The organism is Allorhizobium sp. Av2, from assembly GCF_021462805.2.
Lineage (GTDB): Bacteria > Pseudomonadota > Alphaproteobacteria > Rhizobiales > Rhizobiaceae > Allorhizobium > Allorhizobium vitis_G.
Window position 1 is genome coordinate 954,877 of the sequence record NZ_CP192696.1, and the last position, 26,982, is coordinate 981,858.

Below are 26,982 nucleotides of genomic sequence, written 5' to 3' on the forward strand. Positions count from 1 at the left end.
CCGGCCTTGACCGAGGTATTGTTCTATCACCTGACCGAGACCCGGCTGGAAGATGCGCTTCCGGCGCTTTTGGAAAAAAGCGTCGAGCGCGGCTGGAAGGTTGGCGTGGAAATGCGCGATCCGGAGCGGTGTGGCCGGCTGGATCAGCATTTATGGACGTTTCGCGACGACAGTTTTCTGGCCCATGGCATTAGCACCGGCGAGCAGGCGGAGGCACAACCGATTCTTCTCTGCCTGTCCTCAGACAATCCGAATGGGGCGACGGTACGCTTTTATATCGATGGCGCGGTGCCGGACCTGCCGCTTGTCTATGACCGGATCGTCTTCGTGTTCGACGGCCATGATCAGGGCGAGCTGGAAACGGCCAGAGGCGAATGGAAACGGCTGAAGGGTGAGGGCCATGCGCTCACCTATTGGCAACAGAACAATCAGGGCCGATGGGAAAAGAAGGCTTAATTGATGTTCTTTCATGCCTGAAACGCAACATTGACGCGGTCGCCCGCGTCAATGATATAAAGTGTTAGAGCTCAGGCCGCCTGACGTTTCTGTCTTTGGTGAGCGCCGCCAGCTTCCAGCTTGAAATGCGAGATCAGCCGGGCAAGGTTCTGGGCGTCATCCGCCAGTTGGTTGGTGCTCGCCGTGGTTTCCTCGACCATGGCGGCATTGCGCTGAGTGACCTGGTCCATCTGGCTGACGGCAGAATTGACCTCTTGCAGTTTGAAGGATTGTTCCTTGGCCGCATTGGCGATCTGATGCACCTGCGCATTGATGTCCACCACATGATCACGGATCTTGGAGAGCGCATCGCCGGTGGCGGTAACGAGCCGCACGCCTGCATTGACTTCCTCGCCCGATTTGGTGATCAGCGATTTGATGTCCTTGGCAGCGCCTGCCGAGCGTTGTGCCAATTCGCGCACTTCCTGAGCGACGACCGCAAAGCCCTTGCCGGCTTCACCTGCCCGTGCCGCCTCGACGCCGGCATTCAGCGCCAGCAGGTTGGTCTGGAAGGCGATCTCGTCGATGACATTGATGATCTTGCCGATTTCGCCGGAGGCTTGTTCGATCCGGCCCATGGCCGAGACGGCGTCATGGACGACTGAGGCCGACTGCTCGGTGCTGCGGCGGGCTTCATCCACCATGCGGCTGGTCTGCTGGGCGCGATCATTAGAGGAATGCACCGCCGTGGTGATTTCTTCCAATGCGGAGGAGGTTTCTTCAAGGGTGGCGGCCTGTTGCTCAGTGCGCTTGGCCAGATCGTCCGAGGCAAACCGCAATTCGCCGGAGCCTGAATTGATCATGTCGATGGAGGAGCGCACTTCGCCGACAATGCCCCGCAATGCGGACATCGTCCCGTTGACATTCTGCTGCAACTCGGCAAACGCGCCATGGAACTGGCCGCGCATCGTGTCGGTGAGGTCGCCATCCGAGAGGGCGGCGACGATGCGGCGGGTTTCGCCAAGGCCGGTATCGATGGATTGTACCAGTTTGTTCATGGATGAGGCAAAGGCGTTCAGATCTTCGAAATCGAAATCCCGGGTGATCCGCTGGCTGAAATCGCCGACGACGGCGGCAGCGACCACTTCGCCGATACTGTCGCGCAATTCATCGGATTTCTGCCGCATATGCAGTTCCTGGGCATTCATCATCTGAACACGCAGGCCGTTCTGCTTGAAGATTTCGAGCGCCCGGGCCATGTCGCCGATCTCGTTGCCACGCTCCAGATAGAGCACTTCGGTTTGAAGATTACCGTCGGCCAGGCGACGCATGGACCGGGTCAGCCGTTCGATGGGGTTGGACACACCCTTGAAGACGAAAACCATCGCGCCAATTCCGGCCGCCGCTCCCAGCGCCAGCACTAGTCCATTGAGCAGCAGCGAGAGCCGGAATGCCGCGGCGGCATTCTCATACATCCGGTTGGCCGCATCGACATTGGCGTCCCGGAAGATATCGGCCTGTTCGTCCATGGCGTTATAGGCACTGACCATGTCTCCGGTCAGCAATGCCGCAGCCTTGTCCTTTTCACCTTTGGACGAATAGGTCACCATTTGATTATGCAGCGTAACATAAGAACCCATGGCCAGCTTGAAGGCCTCATAGGCCTTGCGCTCTTCAGGCAGCGAGATCAGCGTTTCATAGGTTTTCATCCGCTTGTCCAGCTTCTGCATTTCAGTTTTCAGGGCGTCGTCCGCTTCCTGAATGGCCTGTGGCGTTTTGCTGAGGATATGGCGCATTTCGAGGCCGCGCACATTGGCGAGCGAAATGTTGAGGCGGTTGGTAATATCGACCGAGGGAACGGCGTCTTTCGCCAAACCCTCGACATTGTCAAATACGCCGGACATGGAGGACAAGGCAAAACAGCCCTGGAGGAGAAGGAGCAGCATCAGGCCGCTAAACGCGCTGGCCAGCGATGTCTTGAGCGAGAAATTCAGATGCATTGATCTGTTCCAATCGAGCCGATGGCAAATATCATCTTTGTCCGACGGCGTGCTTGCACCATTCCGCACAATTCATTGCGCGGAGGCCTGGAGTTTCATCATGTGACACGTGCTGGAACAGCACCGTGGAGAAATGGATATATAAAAGCCGGAGAGCGGCTGAACCTACTGACAGATATGACGCGACATTCACGCTGGGGGCGAGCGTTGACAGCCGACGGAGGGGCATGGCAACCGGCATGTTTCTTGCTGGTCTGTCCTTGGCGAGGATGATGTTGCTTAATATTTAAAATATCTCTAATGGATAATTAACCCTGATATTTTAGGGGTTTATTGTCTTATCCTAAAAGATTCAGGGGTTTAGCGAATTGCTTCGCTGCATTCAGTCGAATGGCTTTTGTTTGCGTTGCAAAAATAATAATAGAAAGGCGGGTTTCCGGAATTTATCTTTTATCCGATCGTTGAGTGTCGGAATTGTGCATTGTTCGCTATGGGTAGTATTTAAAATTTAAAGTTGTTTTTTATTTTGCACATCTGTTGGCGATTTCGATGGCCGCTATAGCATCGATGGCTTCCAAGCATTCTGATAGACTACGATCAGAAAGACTGTCTAACCCGCCATCGCCTCTTCATATTCGGTTGAAAGCTCCAGCCATTGCTCTTCGGCAGCGCTCAACTTGGCGGCTGCCTCGCCGCGCTGCTTAACCTTTTCCGCCGCCTTGGCCGGATGCTTTTCATAGAGAACCGGATCTGCAAGTTCTGCATCAAGACCTTGAATCACTGTCTCCAGTTTCTTGGTCAATGATTCGATTTCGTTGATCTTTTTCTTCAGCGGTGCCAGCGCGGCCCGCTTTTCGGCATTGGCCTTGCGCTGGTCGGCTTTTTTCCCGGCTTCGACGGTTACGTCAATTTTTTCTTCTTTTTTTTTACCTGAGGAGACAATCAGGTCGCGGTATTCTTCCATGTCCCCTTCGAATGTGGTGACGGTCCCGTTATTGACCAGCCAGAGCCGGTCCACCGTCGCCTCGATCAGGTGGCGATCATGGGAGATCAGGATGACCGCGCCGTCGTAATCGTTCAGCGCCTCGATCAGCGCGCGGCGGCTGTCGATGTCGAGATGGTTAGTCGGCTCATCGAGGATCAGCAGGTTGGGGGCGTGAAAGGCAGCAAGGCCCATCAGCAATCGGGCCTTTTCGCCACCGGACAAATCCTTGGCGGCGGTCGCCATCTTTTCGGTGGCAAGCCCCATTTGCGCGACGCGGGCGCGTACCTTGGCTTCCGGCGCCTGCGGCATCAGCCGGCGCACATGTTCCACCGGCGTATCCTCTGGCACCAGATCGTCCAACTGATGCTGGGCGAAGAAGCCGATCTTCAGGCTGGGAGCCAGCCGCAGGTCGCCACTTTCCGGCGGCAAACGACCAGAAATGAATTTGGCGAATGTAGACTTACCGTTGCCGTTCGAGCCCAGCAGCGCGATGCGGTCATCCGCATCGATGCGCAGGTTGAGGTTTTTCAGGATCGGCTGCCCCGGCACATAGCCAACGGCACCGCCATTGATGGCGATGATCGGCGATGCTGGCTGCTTTTCCGGCTCCGGGAAGGTGATCGGCTGGACGTGGTCTTCAATAACCGCTGAAACCGTGCCCATGCGCTCCAGCGCTTTCACACGGCTCTGGGCCTGTTTGGCCTTCGAGGCCTTGGCCTTGAACCGGTCGATGAAGGCCTGAAGATGCTTGCGTGCCGCATCGCTCTTGGCCTTCGACTTCATCTGCAATTCGTCATTCTCGGCCTTCTGGCGCTCGAACTGGTCATAGCCGCCGCGATAGAAGGTCAGCTTCTTCTGGTCGAGATGGACGATGGCATTGACCGCGTTGTTGAGCAGGTCGCGGTCATGGCTGATGATGATGACGGTGTGCGGATAGCGGCGGATATAGTCTTCCAGCCACAAGGTGCCTTCAAGGTCGAGATAGTTGGTGGGTTCGTCCAGCAGCAGCAGGTCCGGCTCGGCAAACAGCACCGAGGCCAGCGCCACGCGCATCCGCCAGCCGCCGGAAAAGGCCGAGGCCGGGCGCAACTGCGCTTCCTGGTTAAATCCGAGACCGGCAAGAATGCTGGAGGCGCGCGCTTCCGCCGAATGGGCATCGATATCCACCAGCCGCATCTGGATGTCGGCAATCCGGTTCGGGTCGGTGGCCGTCTCGGCCTCCGCCATCAGCGCGGTGCGCTCCTTGTCGGCAGCCAGCACGATTTCGATCAGGCTGTCCTCGGTGCCGGGGGCTTCCTGCGCCACCTGACCGATCTTGGCATTCTTGGGAATGGAGACCGAGCCGCTTTCAGCTCCCAGGTCGCCGGTGATCACCCGAAACAGGGTGGATTTACCGGCACCATTGCGGCCGACAAGACCCGCTTTCGTGCCTGTTGGCAGCGAAATGCTGGCGTGGTCAATCAGCAGGCGGCCTGCAATACGGGCGGAGACGTCATTGATGGTAATCATGGCTGGCGTTTTGGCGGATGATGGCTGGGAAAGCAAGAGGGCGACGATGGGAAGGCAGAGCGGTTGTCCCCGCCGGAACAGCCAAAGACCAAAGGCAGGACTAACGTTCTTCTTGCGCTGCAACTGTGCGGCGTGTCCCTCGTTTACAAAGGAGAACTTAATGAGCCCTTCATTCCGACACCTGATGCTTGCCCTTGCGGGCGCCATGACCGCCATGCCAGCGCCACTGCTTGCCAATGATAAAGTCACTTGCTGGGGCTTGAATACCAAAGAGTTGGCAGTGGCACCCGCCGATTATTGGACGGAGGAGCGGATGCGCAAAGCCGTATCCGAGCCGCTGGAACTGCCCTCGGACCAGAATGGCTCTGGCTCCGCGTCGCCACAGGCGCTTGGCGATGCCGAGCGTGCTCCCATCAATGAAGCGCCTTACAAATTTGGCGGCAAGCTCTTCTACACTCGTGGAGGCAAGGACTACAAAGCAAGCGCCCAGTTCGTTGCGCAAGACAATATCGTCATCGGCGCCGCGCACAGTCTGTGGTATGGAGGTAAGGAGGCAACCAACATCCGCTTCATGCAAGGTTATAATGGCGGCGGCGGGACCCGCTACGACATCGATCAGGCCGCGGTGCTGACCGAATGGACGAAGGTCGCGGGCGAGGATCCAAGCGCGAAAAAATCCCAATATGACTATTCCGTCATGCGCACAAAGACGGCTAGCGCAGTTGGTCGCTATGATCTCGGCACTGCAAAAGTGAATGCCGCCGTGACCATTACTGGCTATCCAGGTCGACTGGAGGATGGCAACTATATGTATCGGGAAGGCGCGACAATCCTTGCTCAGGCAGGAACCTCTTTCGAAGCGAGACCGCATCCAATGTCTGGTGGCGGTGCAAGCGGTGGGGCTTGGTTCATCGGAGATTCAGGGTCCTTCAAGGCAGTAAGCGTCGTGGCCTCGGGGACAAGCGACTATGTCCGAGGTCCGGTCTTCACGGATGACACGACGGATATGATCGCCTACGTGAAGGGCGGCTGCAAATAGGCTGGACAAGCATGGCCGTCGTGGCGGCGGCCATGCTTCTCTGAACTCCACCTCGGCGGGGTAGAAAATCGTTCAGACGAGGAGACGTCGCATAGGACGCCTTGCATTCCGTCTTGCCTCACCGCCGCTGGGGTGCGACGATTGACCATCCCGCCTTGCTCCGCAAAAGCTCCGGCTTGACGATCAGGATACGGTGCTGTTGCATCTGAATGACCTCCCGCGATTTCCAGATCTGCAATTGAATATTGACCTTGGGGCGACTGGCGTTGATCAATTGCCCTAGCAGGTGCTGGGGTATCACTCTGTCAATCAGTGTGCCAGCAGGGGTGGTGCGGCCATGGCGGTCTGCCAGTTCCAGCAGAACGCGCGCCAGGCGGGCTTCCAGGGATTGCAGCGCCAGGCCCTCGGCAAATTGCAAGGCGGCATGAAGTTTTCGGGCATTACTGTGCAGCCAGAAATGCGCGACCGGTGGCAGCTGTGCCAGCTTGGTGAAGGTTGCGCCATCAATTTCCACCAGGCGAGTTTCCTCAGTTGCCGTGGCGCTCGTGCCATAGGTGCTACCCAGGGCCAATTCACTATCGCCAATCATCTCGCCAGCACGCAACTCTCTGAAGATCACCTCATGGCCCGAGATCGACTGGAAGGACAGGTGTACGCCGCCGGAGAGAATGATGCCGACGGCATGGCAGGCATCCCCCGCCTGGAATATTGTCTGTCCATTTAAGTATTTCCGAATGCGAAACGCCCGTTCATGCTCTGCCAGGACTTTTGGATCAAGCAAGGCAAAGGGTTCATGAGACCGCAAATTGCTGACGATGGGAATATAAGGCTGAAATGGCATGGTCTGAAAATGTCCGTTGAGAGGAATACCACAGAGTGCCAGTAATGATTGCAAAAAATTAGGATTCAACTGTAACGTAAGGAACATGATTGGAAGAAATATTTATCTATAGTTGCATTCACGGTTGGTTACGACCGTTGTTGGCCCATCAAGGTGGTTGGCCGACAGGCGGGACAGTGCATGGTGCGCTGACTGCCGATTAACGCGACTTGGAGAATGATATGACGATTTGGATGGGAAGAAATGCGATTGAATCACAGGCAAAGGTTGAATCTGGTCAGCCTTATTCGCTTAAGATACTGAATGAAAACACGAAATTCCAGCAATTCGCGCTCTATCAAACGATCCCGAAGGTGATCGGCTCATCCTTTGATCCGATCTCGCTTGCCTGGATGGTGGGCGGAGCTGCCGGGGGAGCGCCGGACAATCCGAGCCAGTCGCAGTTCAGCTGGACCATCGACTATGCTGCAACTGCTGGCTACATTCAGGATTTTGGTACGACGACCCAGCCGCGCAGCTTCCAGACAGCCAGCCAGGTGGGGGTTCTCATCAACTCCGCCAACACGGTAGGCGTTACCTACCAGGGGCAGTTTCCCTATGGCGCGCCCGGTTTCCCCAACGAACCCGTCAACGGCACCCAAGGGGTGATCGTCATTAAGTCCGACAACTCGTTCCCGACCGTGGCCGTCCAGCGCAGCGACAAGGTATCTGTGAATGTCGGTCTTGCCATGGCAGGGAAATCGGCAATTGCTGTGCAGTTGGAGCCGAACCTGACCTACCAGTTCACGCCAAAGCCGACCTATTACATTATCGCCGGCTCCTTCGTGCAAGGGCAGGTGATTGACACAGCCATTTCCAGCGCTGCCTACGAAGTAAAGTTCCAGGGCGTGACCAATATGACGGTTCGCTTTACCCAGCAAAACCAGTTTGAACCTGCCTGATTGACCCAGCCGCAGAGTGACCCAAAAGCAAACTGGACCCGGTGCGGAAACGCATCGGGTCTTTTGTTGTTTTCATCTTTTGAGTGTGGGGTTTGAAAATTATTGTTATGATGATTCTTCACAGACTGCGACGAGCTGCAAGGGGTTTTGGACGCCCGCGGTCCAGTTCATTTTGAAGGAGGAAAGTCTTGGGCAGTGAGGAGACAAAGAACCTATCCAACAAACAGGAATATACACTGACGATTCTCAACGAGAATACAAAATTTCAACAGTTCGTGATATTTCAGAAGGTGCCGAGTGCATCATCCTATGATCCATTCTCGCTCGCCTGGATGGTGGGCGGAGCTTCTGTGGGCGCGCCGGGCAATCCGAGCCAGCCGCAGTTCAATTTGACTGTCGACTATTCGGCACCTGTTGGCTCCATTCAAGAAATTGGTACGACGACCCCGCCGCGCAGCTTCGAGACGATCAGCCAGATGGGTGTTCGCATCAACTCTGCCAATACGGTGGGTGCTAACTATCAGGGGCAGTTTTCTGATGGGGTAACCGGCTTGCCCAACGAGCCCGTCGACGATACTCAGGCCGTGACCGATATCAATGCCGACGATGCGTTACCGACCGTGGCCGTCCGGCACAGCGAGAACGTATCTCTGAATGTCGGCCTTGCCATGGCCGGGAAATCGGCAATTGCTGTGCAGTTGGAGCCGAACTTGACGTACCAGTTCAAGCCAAATCCGACCTACTACATTATCGCCGGCTCCTTCGTGCAAGGGCAGGTGATCGACACAGCCATTTCCAGCGCTGCCTATGACACGGAGTTTCTAGATGACGGTGTGCAGCCGGCAGCGGGCAAGCCCTTCAGTCTTGATGTTGATGGCTGATATAAGCATTTTTGATTTGAATAGTTGGGAGGATTGACATCCGATAGTCAGATTGTTTCGACTGGAGGCAACCACCGATGACCCGACTTCTCTACTCACTTGCAGGCACGGACGTCACTCGTCCGTTTTCACCGCATTGCTGGAAGATCATCCTGGCGCTGCGCCACAAGGGATTGAGCTTCGAGGAAAAGCCGCTGGCTTTTACCGAAATTCCAACGGTGGAGGAGGGGGTCTCGAAGCTCGTGCCTATCTTGCGCGATGGCGATAAGGTGGTGGCGGATAGTTTCCAGATCGCGCTTTATCTGGAGGAGGCCTATCCGGATCGCCCAAGCCTGTTTCGCGGCGAGGGCGGCAAGGCGCTGGCACGGTTTGTGGAAGGCTATTCGCAATCCACTATCCATCCGGCCATCAGTGCCATCATCCTGATGGACATTTATAATATGATCTCTCCCGCCGATCAGGCGCATTTTCGTAAAACCCGCGAAGCGCTGTTCGGCAAGGTGCTGGAAGAGATTTTCCCGGATCGTGACGGGGCGATTGCGGCTTTTCCGGCAAAACTCCAGCCCTTGCGGCATATGCTGCGCTCGCAACCTTTTATCGGCGGGGAAAAGCCGTTGTTTGCCGATTACATCGTGTTTGGCGCGTTGCAATGGCTGAAGATTGTCACAGGCTCGATCTTCCTGCCCGAAGACGATCCGGCAGCGCAATGGTTTGAGCGCTGCGCGGCCCTTGGCTTGGCGCAGGCTGACGCGGCATAAAGGCCTTGTCATGTGACGGTGGCGTGAAATTCGCGTCTCCCCCTTGTCTTCGCGAATCGGGGCAGGTAGAAACCGCCCACTTTCCCTACAAACAAAGGACGAGACGATGGCGATTGAACGCACCTTTTCGATGATCAAGCCGGATGCAACCAAGCGTAACCTGACGGGCGCGATCACCAAGGTTTTTGAAGACAACGGCCTGCGCGTCGTTGCTTCGAAGCGCGTCTGGATGAGCACGCGCGAAGCTGAAGGCTTCTACGCAGTTCACAAGGAACGCCCTTTCTTCGGCGAACTGGTTGAAGGCATGACCTCCGGCCCGACCATTGTCCAGGTTCTGGAAGGCGAAGGCGCCATCCTGAAGAACCGCGAAATCATGGGCGCAACCAATCCTGCCCAGGCTGCCGAAGGCACGATCCGTAAGCAGTTCGCCCTCTCCATCGGCGAAAACTCCGTGCACGGCTCCGACGCCCCGGAAACTGCCGCTGAAGAAATCGCTTACTGGTTCGCAGCCACCGAGATCGTTGGCTGAGCCTCTTCGAGGTTTTTGCTTTCAGAATTAAAAAAAAACCGGAGCTGAGAGGCTCCGGTTTTTTCATGTCCATCTGTCGCGGGCCGCGTCGTCGGCGTCGCGGGCGGCGACCCAGCCGGCTGACGTGCCATCCTTGGCATGTTCCTTCTTCCAGAAGGGGGCGGCGGTTTTCAGGAAATCCATCACGAAATTGGCACCATCGAAGGCCGCCTGCCGGTGGCTTGAGGCGGCAATGACAAGCACGATCTGTTCGCCAGCGGCGATCTTGCCATAGCGATGCAGCACGGTCAGCGCCATCAGATCGAATCGCTCGATGGCAAGCGTAGCAATCCGGTTCATCTCGGCTTCTGCCATGCCGGGGTAATGTTCCAGCTCCAGCGCATCGAGCCTGCCCTGTTCATCCCGGCAAAGCCCGACGAAGGACACCAGCGCGCCGATATCCGTGCGGCCATCCGTTATCAACGCCGTCTCTGCCGAAGCGTCGAAATCGTCCTTCTGAACCCGGATGACAGGCGACACCATGGCCTCAGCCGCCAGTCATCGGCGGAAACAGGCCGATTTCGCGGGCACCGGCCAAAAGCTCGTCATGCTCGACATGTTCCTGATTGACGGCAATCCGAATGGCGTTTGGAAATTGCAGCGCCTCGGCGTAATTCTCGCCGCGTTCGGTCAGATAGGCAATCAGGTCGGCGCCGGTCTTTACCTGCTCGGGCAGCGCAAGCTCTTCCTCATCGAGGCCGATCTTTTCACGCACCCAGGCGAAATAGACAAGCTTGACGGTCATTCATCCACCATATGCTTCACACCGGCTTTGAAATAGTCATAGCCGGTATACATGGTCAGAGCGGCGGCGATCCACAGCAGGCCGATGCCGATCTGGGTTGTGTAAGGCAGAACCTTGTCGCCCGCCGGACCGGCCAGCAGAAAGGCCAGCGCCACCATCTGCACGGTGGTTTTCCACTTGGCAATCCGCGTCACCGGCACGCTGACCTTCAGTTCGGCCAGATATTCCCGCAGGCCGGAAACCAGGATTTCGCGGCAGAGGATGATGATGGCGGCCCAGAGCGACCAGCCAGCAATGGTTTTTTCCGTATCGGCAGCCATCAGCAACAGGCAGGTGGCGACCAGCAGTTTGTCGGCGATCGGGTCGAGCATCCGGCCGATATTGGAGGTCTGGTTCCAGATCCGGGCCAGATAGCCGTCGAAGAAATCGGTGATCGAGGCGATAACAAAGATCGCCAGCGCCGCCCAGCGGGCAAAGTCGGTGCTTTGCAGCTTGCCTTCCAGATAGAAGCACAGGACGATCAACGGCACGGCCAGAATGCGGCAATAAGTCAACAGGTTGGGAATACTGTAAGTACGCGAAGCCATGATGCCCTGTCTTTGTTATGAAGCGCTGGAAGATGGCGCTTGGAAAGATCGATCGTCAAGCCGGTGCTAAGGTTTTTCCGGGGTCGAAACGGCCATTTTATGCTCACTACAGCAAAGGTTTGCTGTAGCTCTTTATATTTGCTGCATAATTTTCTCCTTAAATCGAGTCCGATTTAAGGAATTAAGCAGCTTCACTATTCCCGGCTGTTTTCGTGAGAATGACCAGCATTTTCATGAAAATGATTGTAAACTTGTCGTGCAACGGCTTCCGAAATGCCATCCACCGCCATCAGATCGTTCATTGCCGCTCGCGAGACCGCCTTGGCCGTGCCGAAATGCTGTAACAGCGCCCGCTTGCGGGTCGGTCCGATGCCGCCGATTTCATCCAATGGGTTTTTGACCATTTCCTTCTTGCGCCGCGCCCGGTGCGAGCCGATGGCAAAGCGATGTGCCTCGTCGCGTAGCCGCTGGATGAAATACAGCACCGGATCGCGTGGCGGCAAGGTGAAGTCCGGCTTGCCCTCAGCAAAGAAACGCTCACGGCCCGCATCGCGGTCAACGCCCTTGGCGACACCGATGGCGGTGACGCAATCGGTAATATCCAGTTCCTTCAGGATCGCCCTGACGGCGGTCATCTGACCCTGGCCACCATCGATCAGAATCACATCGGGCCAGGCCGGGAAAACCGCATCCGCGCCTTCCTCGGTAACAGTTTTGCGGTCCGGCTTGCCTTCTTCTTTCAACAGCCGCGAAAAGCGCCGCGTCATCACTTCGCGCATCATGCCGAAATCGTCGCCAGGGGTGATGTCGGTCGATTTGATGTTGAACTTGCGATACTGGTTGCGCACGAAGCCTTCCGGCCCGGCGACCACCATGCCGCCCACTGCATTGGTCCCCATGATGTGGGAATTGTCGTAGATCTCGATCCGGCGTGGCACGTAACTGAGCGCGAACGTTTCGGCAAAGCCTTTCAACAAGCGTTCCTGCGAGGCCGTCTCCGCCAGCTTGCGGCCATGGGCCTCGCGGGCATTGCCATGCACATGCTCGACCAGATCCTTCTTCTCGCCGCGTTGCGGCACCAGGATCGTCACCTTGTATCCCGCCTTTTCGGAGAGCGCCAAGCTCAACAGATCCTGTTCGTCAATCCCCTCCGACAGCAGCACTTGCCGGGGACAGGGCTTGTCGTCGTAAAACTGTGCCAGAAAGGCGCTCAACACTTCCGCGCCAGTCATTTGCGGGTCGGCCTTCGGGAAATAGGCGCGGTTGCCCCAGTTCTGTCCCGTCCTGAAAAAGAACACCTGGATACAGGTCAGCCCGCCCTCGTGATGGATGGCGAAAATATCGGCTTCCTCGACGCCCGCCGGGTTGATGCCCTGGTGGCTCTGCACATGGGAGAGGCCTGCCAGACGGTCGCGGAACACGGCGGCGCGTTCGAAATCCAGCTCTTCCGCCGCCTCGTTCATCGTCCGCGCCATGGCTTCCTTGACGTTCTGGCTCTTGCCGGACAGGAAATCCTTGGCTTCCTTCACCAGCACGCCGTAATCGGCATCGCTGATTTCATGGGTGCAGGGGCCGGAACAGCGCTTGATTTGATAAAGAAGACAGGGCCGGGTGCGGCTCTCGAACACGCTGTCGGTGCAGGTGCGTAAAAGAAACGCCCGTTGCAGCGAATTGATGGTGCGTCCGACAGCGCCCGCCGAGGCGAAGGGGCCGAAATAGTCACCCTTGCGGGCACGCGCGCCGCGATGTTTGTAAATGGCGGGTGCGCGGCCATCGCCGGTAATCAGGATATAGGGAAAGCTCTTGTCGTCGCGCAACAGGACGTTATAGCGCGGCCGCAAGCGCTTGATCAGGTTGGCTTCGAGCAACAGCGCCTCGACCTCGGTGCGGGTCGTGACGAATTCCATATGGGCGGTTTCGCGCACCATGCGGGTCAGGCGGTTGGAATGCAGGCGGCCTTGCGCGTAATTGCTGACGCGCTTCTTCAGGCTGCGGGCCTTGCCGACATAGAGCACATCGCCGTCGCCATTCATCATCCGGTAGACGCCGGGATTGTTGGGTAGTTTCTTGACGAATTCCGCAATCAGGTCGGCGCCGGTCAGGCCGCTGCCATGCAGGGCACCCTCGTTCCAGTCGATCGGCGGCAACACGGCAGCGACCGCGGGGTCGATTGCGCCATCTGTCGCAACGTCATCCTCGTCGTCTTCTGTGCCATCATAGAGAATGCCGCCTTCCGGCTGCTTCCCTGGGGTCATTCCGCAATCTCCGTACCGTTTGCGCCGGGCCAAATCAAATGTTGCCCGCCATCGAGGGCAAACATTTGGCCGGTGATCGATGGCGTGTCAAAAAGAAAGCGGATGGTGCGGCCGAATTCTTCAAGGCCCGCGCCCTGCTTCAGCGGCAGGCTGTCGATCTGCGCCTGAAAATCCTTCTGCTCCTGCCGCTCGCTTTTCAGCGTCGGGCCGGGGCCGATGGCATTGACCCGGATCTGTGGGGCAAAGGCCTGCGCCATGGTTCTCGTCGCCGTCCACAGGGTGGATTTCGACAATGTATAGGAAAAGAACGTTGGTTTGAGGGCCAGCACCCGCTGATCGATGATGTTGACGATCAGGCCCGAGCCATTCTCTGGCACCTGCCGATGAAATTCAGCGGACAGAATGGCAGGCGCACGGACATGAATATCGAAATGGGCAGCGAAATGCTCCGCATCGAACTGGTCTGCCTTGTCGTCCAGAAACACCGAGGCATTGTTGACCAGCAGACCAAGAGGACCAAGCGCCTGCGTCGCCTTTGAAATCAGCGCTTGTGTCTCGCCAATGTCACGAAGATCCGCTTTCAAGGCCACCGCCTTGCCGCCCTTGGAACTTATCTGCTGCGCCAGAGTTTCAGCTTCGTCAAGAGACGCATGGGTATGGATGGCAACGGCAAAACCATTGTCTGCCAGATCCTGCGCGATGGCCTGGCCAATCCGTTTGGCGGAAGCGGTGACAAGTGCTGTTCTTGAGGCAGCTTTTGGACGAGGGGCGGACATGCTCTTCACCTTTTGTTATAATCGGCTTTGTATGGATAGGCCGGACGCTCAAGGCGCACCATTATTGTCGCTCCAGATATATGTCATGGCGCGACTTATTGAAGGTCAGCGATCTTCGTTTTCTTCATCTTGAATCTCTGTATCACGCTGCATTTGCGAAAGTAAAATGCCGTGAGTGCAAAGTAATATCCTGTTGACGATTTATTAGGGTTAACAAATCACCTGTTGCACGAAAGCAACGTCTAAATTTTGCCTAGTGTTTGCCTAAAATATTTCACAATTCGGCTCTTCCAATTCCGCAATTGAGGGCCATTTTCAACACTGAAGCGGGCAGGGACATCCGTGCAAGTATTCGAACCGCAAGAGACGACATGATCGCCATCGGTTCGTTTTATAAATAGGAGAATTTGGTATGCGTACTCTCGTTATGATTTTGCTGGCATCGTCTGCTGGTCTTTCCCTCGTCACCGGCGCTCACGCTGCCGATGCCGTCATGTCGGTGCCGGAAGCACCCGCAGCCGTCGATATGCCGGCTCCGGTCAGCAACTGGGCCGGTGCTTATGTCGGCGGTGCAGGCACCTATACAATGGGTCGTTCGCACGGCAGCAAGTTCAGCGCCCGTGCCTTCGGCGGCCAGGTCTATGGCGGCTACAACATGCAGAACGACAAGATCGTTTACGGTGGTGAAGCTGACATCGGTTATGACGGCAATGGTAGCCGCTCCGGCGCTGGCCTGACCGGCAAGCAGGGCGTAAACGGCTCTATTCGTGGCCGCGTCGGCTACGACCTCAACCCATTCATGGTTTACGGCACAGCCGGTGTGGCTGCGGCTGACACCAAGATTTCCGGTGCTGGCGGTTCTGACAGCAAGGCAGCTCTCGGCTACACGGTCGGTGCAGGTGTCGAAGCCATGGTGACCAACAACATCACCACTCGTGTGGAATACCGCTACACCGATTACCAGAACAAGGACTACAACATCGGCGGTTCCAAGGTATCGCGCGGCTTTGACGACCAGAGCGTCAAGGTTGGTATCGGCATGAAGTTCTGATCAGCCGATTATCGTGATCTCGAAAGAAGCCCGGCCTTAGCGCCGGGCTTCTTGATTCTGGGAAGACTTTTCAAGCTTGGAAAAACTTTCAGGCCTGCGGTCGCAGCAACTGATACCCATCGAATTTCTTGGCAAACAGCACCGGCCATTCGGTCAGCGCCACATGACCATTTTCCCATTCGCCCGGAAAGCGCAGCATCAGGTAGCCGAGCAGGCCCGCCATGGAAAAATGGCCGCCGTTCAGCTTCTTGCCCATCTTCGGCATATGGGCTTCGAGATAGTCAAGGCCGCGTGTGACCTTTTCCCATTGCCGGTCGATATAGGGCTGGTGGATCTTTTCCGGCGGATGCAGGCGCTTTTCATAGACAATCGCCAGAAGGCAATCGGTGATGCCATCGCACAGCGCTTCCAGCACCTCGGCCTCGGTGCGCTTTTCGTCCTTTTTCGGATAGAGGCCACCGTCCGAAATCCGATTCAGATAGAGCATGATGGCGCGGCTGTCGTAAATCGCCTGGCCCTCGTCGGTGATCAGGGTCGGGATCTTGCCCAGCGGATTGTTGTCGATCAATTCAGGCGGGTTGGCATTGGTATCGACCTTGATTTCCTCAAGGGTAATGCCGGTGGCACGGGCGGCCATCCGGACCTTGGAGGAATAGGGCGAGGCGGGAGCATAAAGCAGCTTCATCGGTTTGGTCCTGTTCGCGTGTCAGGTGGAGTTTACTCTTCGCCGCGCAGCCAGAAGCAGCGCTGCGAGGCATAGCGGTCCTGCGCCAGCACCCGCTTCAATTCGGGCAGCAGCGCATGCAATTCATCCTTGAGGGTGAAGGGCGGATTGACGACGATCAGGCCTGAACCAGACAGGCCGGTCAAATCCCGGTCGCTTTTCACCGAAAGCTCAGTGCAGAGCATTTTGGGGATGCCCGTTTCTTTCAAGGCCTCGTGAAACGCGGCAATCGGCGCACCCTTCTTGATGGGATACCAGAGGCAATAGACCCCGGCGGAAAACCGGCGATAGGCCCGCGCCAATCCATCGACCAGCCGCTCATATTCTCCGTCCAACTCGAAGGGCGGATCAACCAGCACGATGCCGCGTTTTTCCTTGGGTGGCAGATGAGCGCCCAGCGCCAGCCAGCCATCCAGTTCGGTGATCCGCGCCTGGTAATCGCCTTCGAACAGCCGGGAAAGTGTGCGGCAATCGTCCGGATGCAGTTCCATGGCCGACAATCGGTCCTGCGGGCGAAACAGGTCGCGTGCCAGCTTTGGCGAGCCTGGATAGCGGGTCAGACCGCCGTCCGGGTTCAGCGCCCGCACCACGTCGAGATAGGGTTGCAGCACTTGCGCTGCTGCGGGTGTCAGCTCGGCGTCGAGCAATTTGCCGATCCCGCCCAGCCATTCACCGGTTTTTTGCGATTCGTCTGAGGATAGATCGTAAAGACCGATGCCCGCATGGGTATCCAGCACACGGAATGCCTTGTCCTTTTGCTGGAGATAAATGACCAGCCGCGCCAGCACGGCATGCTTCAGCACGTCCGCGAAATTGCCTGCGTGGTAGATGTGGCGGTAATTCATGCGCTTTTCCGATGGGTCCGGTGAAATTTTGGAATGGGGCTTTTGAGCCTTGCAGGCTTGGCCTATAACTTTGCCATGAACATCATCAGCCCCGCCTTGAAAACTTCCGTTGGTCATACGGCCTGTCCGCATGACTGTCCATCCACCTGCGCGCTTGAGGTCGATCTGACCCCGGACGGCAGGATCGGGCGGATGCGCGGCGCGCGCGACAATAGCTATACCGCTGGCGTGATCTGCGCCAAGGTGGCGCGCTATACCGAGCGGCTCTATCACCCCGACCGCTTGCTGGTGCCGCAGCGCCGGAAAGGCGCCAAAGGGGCGGGCAGATGGCAGGAGATTTCCTGGGAGGCGGCGCTGGATGAAATCGCCAATGCCTTTATCAAAGCCGAGCAACTGCATGGCAGCGAAGCTGTTTGGCCTTATTTCTATGCCGGGACGATGGGGCAGGTGCAGCGCGATTCGATAGAGCGGTTGCGCCATGCCAAGAAATATTCCGGCTTTTTCGGTTCGATCTGCACCAATCTGGCCTGGACCGGCTATGTGATGGGCACCGGCACGCTGCGTGGCCCCGACCCGCGCGAAATGGCGGTTGCCGATTGCGTGGTGATCTGGGGCACCAATGCGGTGGCGACCCAGGTCAATGTCATGACCCATGCGGTGGCGGCGCGCAAAAATCGCGGCGCGAAAATCGTCGTTATCGATATCTACGATAATCCGACCATGAAACAGGCCGATATGGGCCTCATTCTGCGCCCCGGCACCGATGCGGCGCTGGCCTGTGCCGCAATGCATATTGCCTTTCGTGACGGTTATGCCGACCGGGAGTATATGGCTGACTTTGCCGACGATCCCGCTGGGCTGGAAGCGCATCTGAAGGACAAGACGCCGGAATGGGCCGCCAGCATTACCGGTCTTTCGGTTGAAGAGATCGAAGCCTTCGCCAGATTGGTCGGCGAGACCAAAAAGACATTCTTCCGCCTCGGCTATGGTTTTACCCGCAGCCGCAACGGTGCGGTCTCCATGCATGCGGCTCTGTCGCTTTCGACCGTGCTGGGCAGCTGGCAATATGAAGGCGGTGGCGCGTTTCATTCCAACAGCGATATTTTCAAGCTCAACAAGGCCGAGTTGATGGGGACGGCGTTTGTCGATCCTGATATCCGCATGTTGGACCAGTCGCAGGTTGGCCGGGTGCTGACCGGCGATGCGGAGGCGCTGCGCCATCGTGGCCCGGTGACGGCGATGCTGATCCAGAACACCAACCCGGTCAATGTTGCGCCGGAACAGCGGCTGGTAAAGCAGGGCTTTCTGCGCAACGATCTGTTCGCGGCGGTACACGAGCATTTCATGACCGAGACAGCGGAGCTTGCCGATCTGGTTCTACCAGCCACGATGTTCGTTGAGCATGACGATCTCTATCGCGGCGGTGGCCAGAGCCATATCCTGCTTGGGCCAAAACTGGTCGAGCCGCCGGACACGGTGCGCACCAATCTCTTTGTTATTGAGGAACTGGCCAAACGGCTCGGTCTAGCGGATCTTCCGGGTTTTGGCCTCAGCGAACGCGAGCATATCGACCATATCCTCGCCGCTAGCGGCAAGCCGGATTTTGCCAGTTTCGAACAGGACAAATGGCTGGATTGTCAGCCGCCATTCGAAGACGCTCATTATCTCAAAGGTTTTGCCCACCCCGATGGCAGGTTCCGCTTTAGGCCGGATTGGGAAGGCACGCCCGCGCCCAACAAACCGCCTCGGGCACTGGGTTCGCTGGGGCCGGTGGCCGCGCTTCCGGTTTTCCCCGATCAGATGGATGTGATCGAGACAGCCGATAGCGAGCATCCGTTCCGGCTCGCCACGTCACCCGCCCGCAATTTCCTCAACTCGACATTCGCCGAGACCAAGACCTCGCGCGACAAGGAGGGCAGGCCAGAGGTGATGGTCAATCCGGCTGACGCGGCGGCACTGGGTATCGGCCATGGTGATGTGGTGCGGATCGGCAACCGGCGGGGAAGCTTGCGTATCCACGTCAACGTCACCGATGCGGTCAAGCCCGGCGTGCTGGTGGCGGAAGGTCTTTGGCCCAACAAGGCGCATCTGGACGGCGAGGGCATCAACGTGTTGACCGGTGCCGACGCGCCCGCCCCGCATGGTGGGGCTGCGTTTCACGATAACAAGGTTTGGGTGCGAGTATCATGAGCAAGTTCGACGCGACCGGCATTACCATTGTCGAGGACAAGACCCTGTGGAAGGGCTGGAGCCATCTGCGCAAGATGGTGTTCGATTATGCGAAACCGGATGGCACCACCCAGCGCCTTAGCTGGGAAGTCTTCGATCGCGGCCATGCGGTGGCAATCCTGCTGCATGACCCTGCGAAGAAGACCTTGCTTCTGGTACGGCAGTTTCGCATTCCCGCCTATATGATGGGTGACAAGCCCTTTCTGCTGGAAGTGCCGGCGGGCATGACCGATGGCGAGGATGCTGAAAAGGCCGTGACCCGCGAGGTTGAGGAGGAGACCGGCTATCACATTGCCGCGCCGCGTTTCCTGTTCACCGCCTATATGTCGCCGGGAGCGGTGACAGAAAAGATCCACTTCTTCTACTCACCCATCGATGAGGCGCAAAAACTGTCGCTCGGCGGCGGGCTGGAAGCCGAGCACGAAGATCTGGAACTGGTCGAAGTGCCGCTTAAGGATGCAATCTCGATGATCGAGCGCGGCGACATTGTCGATGGCAAAACGATCATGCTGCTGCAATGGGCGGCGCTCAACTTGGCCTGAGCGGAGCGGTCGGGGGACGTTCCGACCAAGGCAATTCACTCATCGTTTTGAGAGGCCGGGAGGACGCATGCCTGCGTCATTCTGGCTCTTGCGCCTTCTATCAATATACATTATATGATATTGTATATTGATAGGAGGCGAACCACCATGCCGAACCACATCTCCGATACGTTTACCATTTCCAGCCAACCCTCCATGGACGAGATTGCCGCACTGGCGACCGATGGGTTTACCACGCTCGTCAATCTACGCCCAGATGCTGAAGAAGGGGCCCCCGGCACAAAAGCCGAGCGTGAGGCCGCGCAAAAGGCCGGGCTGGACTATCATTTCATTCCGGTCACCATGGCCGATATTACCGAGGCTGATGTGGAGGCTTTCCGGGCTGCGTCTCAAGGCAAGCGTAAGGTCTTTGCCCATTGCCGCAGCGGCTTGCGGGCGCTGACCCTGCATGTTCTAGGCGAAGTCCTCGATGGCCGCATGAGTGTGGACGAGGTCCCATATTTCGGTTCTGCTCATGGCATGGATCTGAGCGCCGCCGTCGCCTGGCTCAATCGCCGGGCCGAGCGTCGGCCGCAGGTCAAGGGCTTCTTCGACCCGCGCACCTGGAGTGTGCAATATGTGGTGTCCGACCCTGCAACGAAAGTCTGCGCCATCATCGATCCGGTTCTGGATTATGATGAGAAATCCGGCCAGACCTCGACCGAGAATGCCGATCGCATCCTTCGCCATATCGAGGACGAGGGGCTGACGGTCGCCTGGATTCTCGACACCCATCCCCATGCCGATCATTTTTCTGCTGCCGACTATCTGAAGGGCAAGACCGGCGCGCCAACGGCGATTGGTGCGCATGTCATTGATGTGCAGGCCCTGTGGAAAGGCATCTACAATTGGCCAGCGCTAAAAGCCGATGGATCGCAATGGGACCGGCTATTCAGCCATCGTGAGAGCTTCAAGCTCGGATCTATCGATGCGAAGGTGATGTTTTCGCCGGGCCATACGCTGGCATCTGTCACTTATGTCATCGGCGATGCGGCCTTTGTGCATGACACGATGTTCATGCCTGACAGTGGCACGGCGAGGGCCGATTTTCCCGGTGGGGATGCCCATATGCTGTGGCAATCCATGCAGGATATTCTGGCCCTGCCTGACGACACCAGGATTTTCACCGGCCATGACTATCAGCCGGGCGGGCGCAATCCGCGTTGGGAAAGCACCGTCGCAGCGCAGAAGGCCGCCAATCCGCATCTGGCCAATACGGATGAGGCCGGGTTCATCGCCCTGCGTCAGGCTCGCGACCGCACCCTGCCGATGCCGAAACTGATTCTCCATGCCTTGCAGATCAATGTGCGTGGCGGGCGGTTGCCGGAACCGGAAGACAATGGCCGCCGCTACCTGAAAATTCCGCTTAATGTTCTGGAGGGGGCCGCATGGTAGATCCGTTTGCTGAGATCAAGCGTCGCGCCGGCATGACGCCGAAGGCGATGGAAGAGCGGGCCGATGAAGTGGCCGGGCATTTGAAAACGCTCGCCCATCCGGTGCGCCTCATGCTGGTCTGCACGCTGGTCGAGGGCGAATGGTCGGTGGGTGAGCTGGAGGAAAAGCTGGATATTCACCAGCCGACCCTGTCGCAGCAGCTTACCGTGCTCCGCGAGGCCGGGATCGTTGAGACCCGGCGCGAGGGCAAGCAGATTTTCTATCGCCTGACGGAGGCGAAGACCCAGCGGTTGATTGCTGCCCTGTTCACGATTTTCTGCGCGGAGGACGAAGCATGATATCGACCTATCTTCTTTCGCTTGCGGGCGGCGTGATGATCGGTGCCTCGGCCATCCTGTTTCTGGTGATGACGGGCCGGATTGCCGGGATCAGCGGTATTGTCGGGCGCCTGGCGCAGGGGGGGAGCATCGCTATCAATAGCGCATTTGTCGTAGGGTTGATGCTTGGTCCTATCCTGTTCCTTGCCCTGTTTGGGGCATGGCCGCAGGTGACGATGACGGCCAGCCTGCCGCTGGCGGTTGTTGCTGGCCTGCTGGTCGGTTTCGGTTCGCGCATGGGCTCAGGCTGCACCAGCGGCCATGGCGTTCTGGGTCTGGCGAGACTGTCGCCGCGCTCCTTCGTTGCGGTCGTCACCTTTCTCTTCACCGGCATTGTCACCGTGACAATCATGAGGGGCAGCCTATGAAAACCATTCCCTTGCAGGCTGCTGCCGCGCTCCTATCCGGTCTTCTCTTCGGTTTCGGCCTGTCCTTGTCCGGCATGCTGGACCCCGCCCGTGTCCAGGGCTTTCTTGATATTTTCGGCGTCTGGGACCCGAGCCTGATCTTCGTGCTGGGCGGTGCGGTTGTCACGGCTTTCGCCGGTATGGTGCTGGTGCGCCGTATGGCCCGTCCCGTGCTGGCGGATCGTTTCGCCATGCCGACCGCGACCCGCATCGATTTGCCGCTGGTGGCAGGCTCGGCGATTTTCGGTATCGGTTGGGGCCTTGGAGGGTTCTGTCCCGGTCCGGCGCTGGCGGCTTTGCCGCTCGGCTATGGAGAAAGCCTGATCTTCGTTGTTGCCATGGTGATCGGCATGGTCGTGCATGATCGCCTGATGACGGGAGGTCGCCAATGAACACGCTTTTTGCAGCCATCGGCTCAGGCAGCGTGGTCGGCTTCACCCTTGGCCTGCTGGGGGGAGGCGGGTCTATCCTGGCGACCCCGCTGCTGCTCTATGTGGTGGGCGTATCGCAACCGCATGTGGCGATCGGTACCGGCGCGCTGGCGGTGTCGGCCAATGCCCTTATCAATTTTGCCAGTCACGCCCTGAAAGGCAATGTCCGCTGGCGCTGCGGCGCGGTGTTTGCAGCGCTGGGTGTGCTTGGCGCGTTGGCCGGATCCTCGCTTGGCAAGGCGATGGATGGCACGAGGCTTCTGCTGTTGTTCGGTATTGTCATGCTGGTTGTCGGGGCGTGGATGCTGCGGCCCAGAAAGGCGGTGGCTGCCGCTCCAAGGCCGGTGGATCTGCGCATGTGTCTGATGACGGCGCTTGTGGCGCTGGTATCGGGTGCCGCCTCCGGCTTTTTCGGGATTGGTGGTGGCTTCCTGATTGTGCCCGGCCTGATGCTTGCCACGGGCATGCCGATGATCAATGCTGTTGGCACGTCGCTTATGGCGGTCACGGCCTTCGGGTTGGCAACGGCTGTGAACTACGCACTGTCAGGTTTGGTGGATTGGGCCTTGGCGGCGGAATTCATTCTGGGTGGGCTGCTGGGCGGTATTGTCGGCACCCTCTCGGCAACACGGCTCGGCGCGCATAAAAACACCCTCAACCGCATTTTCGCGGTGATGATTTTCCTGGTTGCCTTCTATGTGATCTACAAGAGCTCTAGCGCGATCATTACGCGCTGAGCAGCCGCGCCTCAGCATCCGCGACAAAGCCGGAGCGCTCAATGCGACCGTCTTCCAGCATGGTGACGGTACCGCCTGCCACCAGCTGCAAGGCGACCGGATAGATGCGATGCTCTATCGTCAGGGTGCGAGTGGCCAGCGCATCAGCGGTATCGGTCGGTAGCACGGGCACAGCGGCCTGGGCAACAATTGGACCTTCATCCATGCCTTCGGTGACGAAATGCACGGTGCAGCCGGCGATCTTCATGCCAGCATCCAGTGCCCGCTGGTGGGTGTGCAGGCCGGGAAACAACGGCAGAAGTGATGGGTGAATATTAAGAATACGGCCCTGGTAGCGGCGAATGAAATCGCCCGACAGCAACCGCATATAACCGGCAAGACAGATCAGATCGGGCTGTACCTGATCCAGTGCGGCCAGAATAGCGGCTTCGTGGTCCGCCTTGCTGGCATAGTCCTTACGGGGAAAAGCGGCAGCGAAAATGCCGAGATCGCTGGCCTTGGCCAGACCGCCAGCCTCCGGCTTGTCGGAGAATACGGCAACGATTTCCGCCGGATAATCCTCCGTTTCGCAGGCCTTGGCCAGCGCCACCATATTGGAGCCGCTGCCGGAAACCAGCACGGCGACACGCTTTTTGGCGTGAGATGGCCTTTCGACCGCCGATGAAGGTGCCGAACTCATAGGCCGAGCGTTCCCTTGTAGACGGTACCGGGCGCGCCTTCCTCACGGGAAATCATCCGGCCGAGACGGGCGACGGTCTCGCCTTCGGCTTTGAGAGCAGCAACAACCGCATCGGCGTTTTCGGCAGCGACCACGACAATCATGCCGACGCCGCAATTGAAAGTGCGCAGCATTTCATTCTGCGCCACGCCACCGGTTTTAGACAGCCAGGAAAATACGGCGGGAACGGTGATCGAAGTAAGGTCGATTTCGGCGGCCAGATGTTTTGGCAGGACACGCGGAATATTCTCGGGAAAACCACCGCCGGTAATATGGGCCAGTGCTTTTAGGGCCTTGGTCTCGCGGATCGCCTTCAACAGCGGCTTCACATAAATCCGGGTCGGGGTCAGCAGGGCAGCGCCAAGCGTAGCACCTTCTGCAAACGGTGCCGGTGCGTCCCAGCCAAGGCCGGAAAGCTCAACGATCTTGCGCACCAGCGAAAAACCGTTGGAATGGACGCCGGACGAGGCAAGACCCAAAATCACATCACCCTCGGCAATATCACCCGCAGGCAGAAGCTGGCCGCGCTCGGCAGCGCCCACAGCAAAACCGGCCAGATCGTAATCGCCGCCGGAATACATGCCGGGCATTTCAGCGGTCTCGCCGCCAATCAGCGCACAGCCTGCCTCGCGGCAGCCCGCCGCAATGCCGCCGACGATGGCAGCACCCTGGTCGGGGTCAAGCTTGCCGGTGGCGTAATAATCGAGAAACAGCAGAGGTTCGGCACCCTGGACCACGAGATCGTTGACGCACATGGCAACGAGGTCGATACCAACAGTGTCATGCAGGCCCGCATCGATGGCGATCTTCAGCTTGGTGCCGACGCCGTCATTGGCCGCAACCAGGATCGGATCGGTAAAGCCTGCCGCCTTCAGGTCGAACAATCCGCCGAAGCCGCCGATCTCACCATCGGCGCCGGGGCGGCGGGTGGAGCGAACCGCAGGCTTGATCTTTTCGACCAGAAGATTGCCCGCATCGATATCGACGCCTGCATCGCTATAGGTCAGACCGTTTTTCCCCGACTGGCTCATCCGTTCGTCTCCGCTGGTTGGCAGGGTTAGGCTCATTTCGCCCGCCATGGCATGGGTGGGGCCGGGATGCAAGCGCAAGGGCTGGAAACTGCCGCTTTTTCATCGTTTTCCAAGGACTGTGGTGGCCGTATATGTGAATTGCGGTCGCGCCACCTTGACCCTTGACGAAACACCATCCTATCTCATGTTCATCGGCATGATGATAGGACGGCCTGTTGCGGCCTGCATATCCAGTTTGCAAAAAGGCAATCCGCCGGGAAGGACAGTAAGTCATGATCAAGCGCGTCAGCGGCCCCGTTTTCTGGCGGCAGGTTCTTTTCGGCATTGGCACACTCGCAGTGGTCATTGCCTTTCTGCTGACCTTCAGTTCCATTCTGCTGCCCTTCGTGGCCGGCATGGCGCTCGCCTATTTTCTCGATCCGGTCGCCGACCGGCTGGAGCGGCTGGGCCTGTCGCGGATGATGGCAACGGTGCTGATCCTGGTGTCCTTCGTGGTGATCTTCGTGTTGTCGCTGGTGATCATCATTCCGGTCCTCGTCACCCAGCTCAACGACTTCATCACCAATATTCCCGATTATGTCAGCCAGTTGCAGGCGCTGATTGCCAAATCCAACGCCTCCTGGGTGCCGAAATGGCTGAATGGCCAGGTGAGCACCCAGATGGCGGCGATCAAGGGCAATTTTTCCCGCTATCTGGCGGAAGGGGCGGGCTTTATCGGCACGCTTCTGTCGCAATTGTGGAATTCCGGCAAGGCGCTGCTGGATATCATCTCTCTGCTGGTGGTGACCCCTGTCGTCGCCTTTTATCTGTTGCTCGACTGGGACCGGATGATGGACAAGCTGGACAGCCTCATTCCGCGCAATCAGGTCGGCGCCGTGCGGGAAATCGCCCGCGAAATGAATCGGACTATTGCCGGTTTCGTGCGTGGTCAGGGCTCGCTCTGCCTCATTCTCGGCATTTATTACGCGGTCGGCCTGTCGCTGATCGGTTTGAATTTCGGCCTGCTGATCGGCTTTTTCACCGGCATGATCAGCTTCATTCCCTATGTCGGCTCATCCGTTGGTCTGATTCTGGCGCTCGGCATGGCGGCGGTGCAGTTCTGGCCCGATTATCTCTGGGTGGTCATTACAGGCGTATTCTTCTTCACCGGCCAGTTTCTGGAAGGCAATGTCCTTCAGCCCAAGCTGGTTGGCTCCAGCGTTGGCCTGCATCCCGTCTGGCTGATGTTTGCGATGTTCGCCTTCGGCTCGCTCTTCGGTTTTCTTGGGGTTCTGGTCGCGGTTCCCTGCGCGGCGGCGGTTGGCGTGCTTGTCCGCTTTGCCGTGCGGCGATATCTTGACAGCGATCTATACTATGGTGAGGAGGCGACCGTTATCAAGGACGTCCGTCCTCCAGTCATTTCAGAGACGTAAATGCGTGACATCGACAAGACAGCGGTGCGGCACCCAGCATATGAAGGCAAAACGGGCGAACAACTACCGCTCGCCTTGGGCCACAGCCCGGCATCGGGCCGCGACGACCTTTTGGTCTCGGACCGGCTGGCGGCTGCCGTGTCTGTTGTCGATGCCTGGCCCAGCTGGCCGTCACCGGTGGTGATTCTGTCGGGGCCGCAAGGCTCCGGCAAATCGCATCTGGCGGAAATCTGGCGGGCGCAAAGCGGGGCCGTCGATATTCTCCCTGTGGCCGATGCAGAGAGCTCCCTGATCGCATCCAAGGGACCGGTATTGTTTGAGGACGCTGACCGGGCGGATTTCGACGAGGTCGAGCTGTTTCATGTGATCAATAGCGTCAAGCAGCATGGTACGAGCCTGCTGATCACCTCGCGCACCTGGCCATTGTCCTGGCCGGTCAAACTGGCCGATCTGCGTTCCCGGCTGAAGGCCGCGACCCTGGTTGAAATCGGCGAGCCGGACGAGGCTTTGCTGTCGCAGGTGATCGTCAAGCTGTTTGCCGACCGTCAATTGGCGATTGACGAACGGGTCGTTGATTATATCGTTCAGCGTATGGAACGGTCGCTGGCCGCCGCCCAGACCGTTGTCGAGCACCTTGATCGGCTGGCACTGGCGCGTCGGGTCAAAATTTCGCGGGCGCTGGCGGCGGAGGTTCTGGATTCTCTCTCTGCAATCGACGGCTAAC

The 26,982-nt window shown here is 58.1% G+C and carries 28 protein-coding genes; 16 read left to right on the forward strand and 12 right to left on the reverse strand.

The features are described from left to right. Window positions 1-6: 6 nt before the first annotated feature. Window positions 7-456, forward strand: coding sequence for a DNA polymerase III subunit chi (locus FS819_RS04550; RefSeq protein ID WP_156550807.1), 450 nt, complete (start codon window positions 7-9; stop codon window positions 454-456). Between the two features lie 71 nt (window positions 457-527). On the opposite strand, the gene FS819_RS04555 is transcribed toward FS819_RS04550, so the two are convergent. Both FS819_RS04555 and abc-f read right to left on the reverse strand, forming a co-directional pair. Further along, entirely contained in the window at window positions 528-2,435 is a 1,908-nt protein-coding gene (locus FS819_RS04555; RefSeq protein ID WP_156550806.1) for a HAMP domain-containing methyl-accepting chemotaxis protein, read from the reverse strand. Between the two features lie 610 nt (window positions 2,436-3,045). Further along, a complete protein-coding gene (gene abc-f, locus FS819_RS04560; RefSeq protein ID WP_156550869.1) occupies window positions 3,046-4,929 on the reverse strand; it encodes a ribosomal protection-like ABC-F family protein in 1,884 nt (627 codons plus the stop codon). A 160-nt stretch (window positions 4,930-5,089) separates the two neighbouring features. Between abc-f and FS819_RS04565 the strand changes: the two genes are divergently transcribed. Next, the gene (locus tag FS819_RS04565) at window positions 5,090-5,968 is read left to right on the forward strand and encodes a hypothetical protein (protein WP_156550805.1); all 879 of its coding nucleotides are present in this window, start codon (window positions 5,090-5,092) and stop codon (window positions 5,966-5,968) included. Window positions 5,969-6,086: 118 nt separating this feature from the next. On the opposite strand, the gene FS819_RS04570 is transcribed toward FS819_RS04565, so the two are convergent. After that, a complete protein-coding gene (locus FS819_RS04570) occupies window positions 6,087-6,809 on the reverse strand; it encodes a Crp/Fnr family transcriptional regulator (protein WP_197434211.1) in 723 nt (240 codons plus the stop codon). Window positions 6,810-7,030: 221 nt separating this feature from the next. On the opposite strand from FS819_RS04570, the gene FS819_RS04575 reads away from it, so the two are divergent. The 4 genes from FS819_RS04575 (at window position 7,031) to ndk (ending at window position 9,918) form a co-directional block, all read left to right on the forward strand. After that, entirely contained in the window at window positions 7,031-7,750 is a 720-nt protein-coding gene (locus FS819_RS04575) for a RhiA family protein (RefSeq protein WP_156550803.1), read from the forward strand. 188 nt (window positions 7,751-7,938) lie between these two features. Beyond that, window positions 7,939-8,631, forward strand: a complete 693-nt coding sequence (locus tag FS819_RS04580; RefSeq protein WP_156550802.1) for a RhiA family protein — start codon at window positions 7,939-7,941, stop codon at window positions 8,629-8,631. Window positions 8,632-8,708: 77 nt separating this feature from the next. Continuing rightward, window positions 8,709-9,389, forward strand: coding sequence for a glutathione S-transferase family protein (locus FS819_RS04585; RefSeq protein WP_156550801.1), 681 nt, complete (start codon window positions 8,709-8,711; stop codon window positions 9,387-9,389). A 106-nt stretch (window positions 9,390-9,495) separates the two neighbouring features. Beyond that, on the forward strand, window positions 9,496-9,918 hold the full coding sequence (ndk, locus tag FS819_RS04590; RefSeq protein ID WP_156550800.1) for a nucleoside-diphosphate kinase: 423 nt from the start codon (window positions 9,496-9,498) through the stop codon (window positions 9,916-9,918). A 63-nt stretch (window positions 9,919-9,981) separates the two neighbouring features. Here the strand turns inward: ndk and FS819_RS04595 are convergent, their stop codons facing one another. The 5 genes from FS819_RS04595 to FS819_RS04615 form a co-directional block, all read right to left on the reverse strand. Next, window positions 9,982-10,440: a molybdenum cofactor biosynthesis protein MoaE gene (locus FS819_RS04595; protein WP_070167365.1), complete on the reverse strand. Its 459-nt coding sequence runs from the start codon at window positions 10,438-10,440 to the stop codon at window positions 9,982-9,984. 4 nt (window positions 10,441-10,444) lie between these two features. Continuing rightward, window positions 10,445-10,702 carry a molybdopterin converting factor subunit 1 gene (gene moaD, locus FS819_RS04600; protein ID WP_015915537.1) on the reverse strand — a complete coding sequence of 86 codons (258 nt, stop codon included), beginning with the start codon at window positions 10,700-10,702 and terminating at the stop codon, window positions 10,445-10,447. Further along, entirely contained in the window at window positions 10,699-11,289 is a 591-nt protein-coding gene (gene pgsA / locus FS819_RS04605) for a CDP-diacylglycerol--glycerol-3-phosphate 3-phosphatidyltransferase (RefSeq protein ID WP_156550799.1), read from the reverse strand. Before pgsA ends, moaD begins: the two co-directional genes overlap by 4 nt. A 194-nt stretch (window positions 11,290-11,483) precedes the next feature. Then, entirely contained in the window at window positions 11,484-13,544 is a 2,061-nt protein-coding gene (uvrC, locus tag FS819_RS04610; RefSeq protein WP_156550798.1) for an excinuclease ABC subunit UvrC, read from the reverse strand. Further along, a complete protein-coding gene (locus tag FS819_RS04615; RefSeq protein ID WP_156550797.1) occupies window positions 13,541-14,320 on the reverse strand; it encodes an SDR family oxidoreductase in 780 nt (259 codons plus the stop codon). The genes uvrC and FS819_RS04615 overlap by 4 nt, the downstream gene beginning before the upstream one ends. A 412-nt stretch (window positions 14,321-14,732) precedes the next feature. Between FS819_RS04615 and FS819_RS04620 the strand changes: the two genes are divergently transcribed. Next, on the forward strand, window positions 14,733-15,371 hold the full coding sequence (locus tag FS819_RS04620; RefSeq protein ID WP_071204672.1) for an outer membrane protein: 639 nt from the start codon (window positions 14,733-14,735) through the stop codon (window positions 15,369-15,371). An 88-nt stretch (window positions 15,372-15,459) separates the two neighbouring features. Here FS819_RS04620 and FS819_RS04625 read toward each other — a convergent pair whose 3' ends face one another. Continuing rightward, entirely contained in the window at window positions 15,460-16,056 is a 597-nt protein-coding gene (locus FS819_RS04625; protein WP_156550796.1) for a glutathione S-transferase family protein, read from the reverse strand. A gap of 32 nt (window positions 16,057-16,088) precedes the next feature. After that, window positions 16,089-16,940, reverse strand: coding sequence for a 23S rRNA (adenine(2030)-N(6))-methyltransferase RlmJ (locus tag FS819_RS04630; RefSeq protein WP_156550795.1), 852 nt, complete (start codon window positions 16,938-16,940; stop codon window positions 16,089-16,091). Between the two features lie 33 nt (window positions 16,941-16,973). On the opposite strand from FS819_RS04630, the gene FS819_RS04635 reads away from it, so the two are divergent. From FS819_RS04635 to FS819_RS04665, 7 genes are all read left to right on the forward strand, one after another. After that, a complete protein-coding gene (locus tag FS819_RS04635) occupies window positions 16,974-19,130 on the forward strand; it encodes a molybdopterin-containing oxidoreductase family protein (RefSeq protein ID WP_197434212.1) in 2,157 nt (718 codons plus the stop codon). Further along, the gene (locus FS819_RS04640) at window positions 19,127-19,711 is read left to right on the forward strand and encodes an NUDIX domain-containing protein (protein WP_070149515.1); all 585 of its coding nucleotides are present in this window, start codon (window positions 19,127-19,129) and stop codon (window positions 19,709-19,711) included. The genes FS819_RS04635 and FS819_RS04640 overlap by 4 nt, the downstream gene beginning before the upstream one ends. Window positions 19,712-19,858: 147 nt before the next feature. Next, window positions 19,859-21,145, forward strand: a complete 1,287-nt coding sequence (blh, locus tag FS819_RS04645; RefSeq protein WP_156550794.1) for a bifunctional sulfur transferase/dioxygenase Blh — start codon at window positions 19,859-19,861, stop codon at window positions 21,143-21,145. Next, window positions 21,139-21,483: a sulfite-sensing transcriptional repressor BigR gene (bigR, locus tag FS819_RS04650; RefSeq protein WP_015915547.1), complete on the forward strand. Its 345-nt coding sequence runs from the start codon at window positions 21,139-21,141 to the stop codon at window positions 21,481-21,483. The genes blh and bigR overlap by 7 nt, the downstream gene beginning before the upstream one ends. Continuing rightward, on the forward strand, window positions 21,483-21,890 hold the full coding sequence (locus tag FS819_RS04655; protein ID WP_234624916.1) for a YeeE/YedE family protein: 408 nt from the start codon (window positions 21,483-21,485) through the stop codon (window positions 21,888-21,890). Before bigR ends, FS819_RS04655 begins: the two co-directional genes overlap by 1 nt. Continuing rightward, on the forward strand, window positions 21,887-22,321 hold the full coding sequence (locus FS819_RS04660) for a DUF6691 family protein (RefSeq protein WP_156550792.1): 435 nt from the start codon (window positions 21,887-21,889) through the stop codon (window positions 22,319-22,321). Before FS819_RS04655 ends, FS819_RS04660 begins: the two co-directional genes overlap by 4 nt. After that, on the forward strand, window positions 22,318-23,097 hold the full coding sequence (locus FS819_RS04665) for a sulfite exporter TauE/SafE family protein (RefSeq protein WP_156550791.1): 780 nt from the start codon (window positions 22,318-22,320) through the stop codon (window positions 23,095-23,097). Before FS819_RS04660 ends, FS819_RS04665 begins: the two co-directional genes overlap by 4 nt. Here FS819_RS04665 and purN read toward each other — a convergent pair. Next, entirely contained in the window at window positions 23,087-23,776 is a 690-nt protein-coding gene (gene purN / locus FS819_RS04670) for a phosphoribosylglycinamide formyltransferase (RefSeq protein WP_156550790.1), read from the reverse strand. The genes FS819_RS04665 and purN overlap by 11 nt on opposite strands. Further along, on the reverse strand, window positions 23,773-24,846 hold the full coding sequence (purM, locus tag FS819_RS04675) for a phosphoribosylformylglycinamidine cyclo-ligase (RefSeq protein ID WP_156550867.1): 1,074 nt from the start codon (window positions 24,844-24,846) through the stop codon (window positions 23,773-23,775). The genes purN and purM overlap by 4 nt, the downstream gene beginning before the upstream one ends. A gap of 272 nt (window positions 24,847-25,118) precedes the next feature. On the opposite strand from purM, the gene FS819_RS04680 reads away from it, so the two are divergent. Both FS819_RS04680 and hdaA read left to right on the forward strand, forming a co-directional pair. Continuing rightward, window positions 25,119-26,258: an AI-2E family transporter gene (locus tag FS819_RS04680; RefSeq protein WP_156550789.1), complete on the forward strand. Its 1,140-nt coding sequence runs from the start codon at window positions 25,119-25,121 to the stop codon at window positions 26,256-26,258. Then, a complete protein-coding gene (gene hdaA, locus FS819_RS04685; protein ID WP_156550788.1) occupies window positions 26,259-26,981 on the forward strand; it encodes a DnaA regulatory inactivator HdaA in 723 nt (240 codons plus the stop codon). It abuts the gene before it with no gap. Window position 26,982: the final 1 nt, after the last annotated feature.